Raw genomic sequence first — 4,183 nt, forward strand, 5'->3', positions numbered from 1 at the left:
GCGTCCTGCCGGTACTGGCGCCCGGCCGCTTCGTTCCAGAGCGGCCTGGTGGATTCGAAGACCGGCTGGCCAGTGTGCTGCGGGACATCCGGTGGCCGTGGATCGACGCCGCCCGGCGGGTGCCGCGGATGGGCCGCACCGGCGACCCCGACACCGACCTGCACGAGCTGCTGCAGCGCAATCCGCTGGCCATGGTGGCGCGGTTCCGCGCCGCGCTCGGCCCCACCGCGGTGGCCAACACCCGCGGCATGGACGCGCACGCCGCCGCACAGACCTGGAGCTGGCGGGTGTGGGGCGCCGTCCTCGGCTGGCCCCGGCCACCCGCCCTCGCGACCTTCACCGCCGACCCGAAGGACCACCCACTGCCGGTGCCCTGGGTGCAGGCCGGCTCCTTGGGCGACGGGCCGCTGGAACCCAATTACCTGCGCTCGATCGCAACCGCGGCCCGCACCCGCGGCGGCCGGGACACCCTGGAGGCTCAGGAGGACGCCGACACCCTGCTCCAGGCACTGGTGGCGCACGCCGCGATGGAGGAACTCGACCAAGCCGCGAGCAACCTGCTCCTCACCCGGCTCGGCCGCTCCCCAGGCCTGGTGGCAGCGGCCAAGGCGCTGCGGACCGACGAGATGTACGGCGTGCTCGCCGAAGCCGCCGCCATGCCACGGTTCGAAACCGAGCGCATCGAAAGCCGCGCCGTCACCGTATCCACGCCGCGGCAACTGGCCAACCTAGTGCTCCCAGAGGTGACAGGCACTTTCACCATCGCCGAACACGTGGCGGACCTGGTGCGCCGGGTCGGTCTGCCGGAACAGCCCGAAGTGCGCACCCTGGGCATGTTCCTGGCCGCGCTCGACGAGCTGGCCACCCGGCCCGCGGCGGAGATCGACCGCGCCTTCCGGGGGTTCCTCGACGCCGCGTCGCACCGGTACGACGCATGGGCCACATCGTTGGCGACCCGACGGCTGGACGCCGTACGGGAAGCCCACGCCGCCGGTGTACACCTGGGAGGCTTCGGCTGGGTCGAGGAACTGCGGCCGGACACCACACCGGACAGCCTCGGCTACGTGCATGCGCCCTCACTGCCGCACGCCGCGACCGCGGCCATCCTGCGCAGCGGACACCTGAGCCACCGCGACGCCGAGCACGAGACGCTCGACATCCAGCTGAGCTCCGACCGGGTGAAGCGCGCCATCCCGGTGATCGAGGGGGCGGCCGCAGGGCAGTCGATCGCAGCGCTGCTGGGGTACCGCTGCGAGCGGCTGCTGCGCGAGAGCGCCGACCGGCTGGCCCGCTACATCCTGCCGGCGCGCCGGTTCGCCCCGCTGCGCCCGTCCACGGCTCCGGCCGGTCCGGGGCCGCAGGAGGCCATCGCTGCCCACGACGTGGTGGACGGGGTGCGGCTGGTGCAGGCATGGCGCGACAACAAGGCGGCAGTGCTGGCTGGCATGAAGGTGGCTCCGGCCGACCGAACAGCGGTGAGCGCGGTACTCAACGACCTGGCCGTCACGTGGGATGCCGTGGGTGACGTACTGGTGAGCGAGTCGGTGTACCAGACCGTGCTGGGCAACCCGGAGCGGGCGGGAGCAGCGCTGGCCGCCTTGGACAAGCAGGAGCGGCCGCCCGAGCCGGAGGTGGTGCGCACGCCGCGCTCGGGCATCAGTTACACGCAGAAGGTCGTTGTGGCCGTGGACCAGGAGGCGGCCCGTGCGGCGTGGCGGCCGTTGCGGGACGCGCGCGCCGAGGCGGCGCCGAAGCTCAACGCGTGGGCGGCGAGCGTGCTGCCGGATCCGGGCGAGCTACGGTTCTGGGGCGTGCTCACGTCGCCCGCCGGGGACACTGGCCCTCCCACCCATACGCTGCTTTCGGTGCCCGGCACCGACCTGGGGCTTTCGGCGCTCTCCCTGGCGCTGGCATCGGCCACCGGCGCCGCCTCGGGCGTCAGCGAGTTGGACAGCCGCGTGGCACAGGCCCTGGTGGCCGGGGTGCCGGTCGGCGAGGACGATGAGCTCGCCCTGCTGGAAGACCGTCCGGCCGACGCCCCAGCGCCTGCGGGGAATGAGGTCAACCTGGGGGCAGCCCGAGCGCTGTTGGACTGGGTGCGTGAACTGCTGGCCGGGTGCCGGCCGCTGAGCGCCGAGGACCTCGCCCTTCCGGGCGGCGACCGGTCGACCGGGACCGATGTCGCGGACCTCGCCGCCCGGGCGGATTCGGCGGCGGCTGCGGTCGCCCAGGCGGCCACGGCGCTGGCCGCCGTCCTCGCCGCCCCCGCGGCGACTACCCCGGCGCTGCGCGGCGCACTGCGGCAAGCCGCCGCCCTCGGCATCGCGGAGGCCGTGCCGCGGGCGGCCGGAGGCGGTGCGGCGGCGGCGCGCGCGGCTCTACGGGCCCAGGCCGAGGCCGTCGTGAACGAGGTGACGCGACGACGGGATCAGCTCGACACCCTCGGCTCCGCCCCACCAGCGGGCGACGGTGGCACCCTGCCGACGGAGGCCGCCCAGGTGGCGCACCACGGTCAACGGCTCAAGGCCGCCTTTGGGGACGCATTCCCCGTCGTGCCGCAGATCCGGCTGACCGCGTCGGTCGACGTGCCAGGCCTTACCGCATCGCTGGCCGACCACCCGGCGCTCACCGCCGCCGACGACACCGTCGCGCGCGCGTGGCTGGACCAGCTGGCCCTGGTGCGCCCCGGAGTCGACAAGCTGGCCCGTGTGTTGAGTGCCGGAGAGCTGCTCGGCGCACCGGGCACCGGTGCCGACGCCGTACGGGTCGCGCAGCTACCGCACGCCGCCGGGCAGCGGTGGCTGGCGCTGCCGTTCGGCTCGGACCGGTCGGCGACAGCCACCATGGCAATCGTCGTCCATGCCCCCGAAGGGCTGGATCCCAGCCGGGCCCTGTGCGGCGTGGTGTGCGACGAGTGGACGGAGATGATCCCGACCGAGACCGAGACCACTGGGATCACGTTCCACTACGACGCGCCCGGCGCCAGGTCGCCGCAGGCGCTGCTGCTCGCGGTGCCGCCGCAGCCAGCCATGGCACGGTGGGACCTCGACACGCTCCTCGACACGGTGCTCGAGGCAGCGGCGCTGACCCAGATCAGGGGGGTGGCACCCGCGGACCTGCGGCTGGCCGGGGCGCAATTGCCGATGGTGTACCTACCGCAGAACTTCACCCGCGACCGGCCCTCGGTCAACCTCGGGAAACTGCTGTCTGTACGCGCCGCGGCGATCACCAACGCGACGGTGCTCGGGAAGGGGTGGTCACTGTGAGTCTGAAGGTCGTGGGGGCGTTGCTCGCACAGGACCTCGCCGTCGCACGCCCCTCGGTCACCACCTGGTCGCGGCTGGAGCCGCACCCGGTCACCCCGGACCTGGCACCGGCGCTGGCGGCGCCGGTCGCCGACCCGCTGTGGCTGCTGCACCGGCAGTGGGCGTTCGGTGAACTGCACGGAGAGGACGCCGGGTCTCCGATCGACGTACGCCTCACGGGCGACCCCGCGGTGCTCGCCCGCTACCACCCCGGGCCGCTGGGTCCGGGGGCGAGCCAGGTCGCCGTCGACTATGCGCACCTCGACCTGCCGCTGGAGGTGGCGGTGGAGCGGGAACCGGTGCGGGGCACTCACCCGCGTCTGGCAGCCGTGCTGGGCCTGCAGTTCCTGCGGCTGCTCGGGGCGGAGGGCGCCGCGGGGATGGGACCGGAGTTCACGGCCGCCTTCCCGCTGAGGCTCAATCCGCCGACTGATCCGGGTGCGGATCGGCGCGGCGCGGACTGGGCGGCGGTCATGGCCGGGCGGGCGCTGGACGCCGCCGCGCTCGCCGCCGCGGTCCGCCCTCTGCTGGCCCCCGACGGGTCGGTGACCGGGCTGCCGCCGAACGTGGAGGTGCCGCAGCGACAGCAGGCCAGGGTGCGCCGGGCGCTGGCCCGGTTCTTGGCCTGGTACGACACCATGGTCACCCAGCCGCCGGACGACGAGGCAAGCGCATGGCGGGCGGAGCGCCAGGAGTACGCGCTCGCGCTGTCGGCGGCCGGGCCCGGCGGGCCCGTGCTGCTGCGGGCCGACGAGTACACCGACGGTCGGCTGGACTGGTGGGCGTTCCTGGCCTCGGTCGCGCCCGAGCTGGGCGACCCAGCGGAGCCGCGCCCGGTGACGACCCTCCGGCTGCCAGCCATGCTGCCGTCGCCGGTG

The 4,183-nt window shown here is 74.4% G+C and carries 2 pseudogenes; both read left to right on the plus strand.

Features of this window, described 5'->3' with window-relative positions:
- Nucleotides 1-3,266 (plus strand): annotated as a pseudogene (locus ACTWQJ_RS47420) (hypothetical protein); the annotation flags it as partial.
- Nucleotides 3,263-4,183 (plus strand): annotated as a pseudogene (locus tag ACTWQJ_RS47425) (hypothetical protein); the annotation flags it as partial. The pseudogenes ACTWQJ_RS47420 and ACTWQJ_RS47425, both read left to right, overlap by 4 nt.

The sequence above is a fragment of the Streptomyces sp. KR55 genome (assembly GCF_052245645.1).
Classification (GTDB): Bacteria; Actinomycetota; Actinomycetes; order Streptomycetales; family Streptomycetaceae; genus Streptomyces; species Streptomyces flavusporus.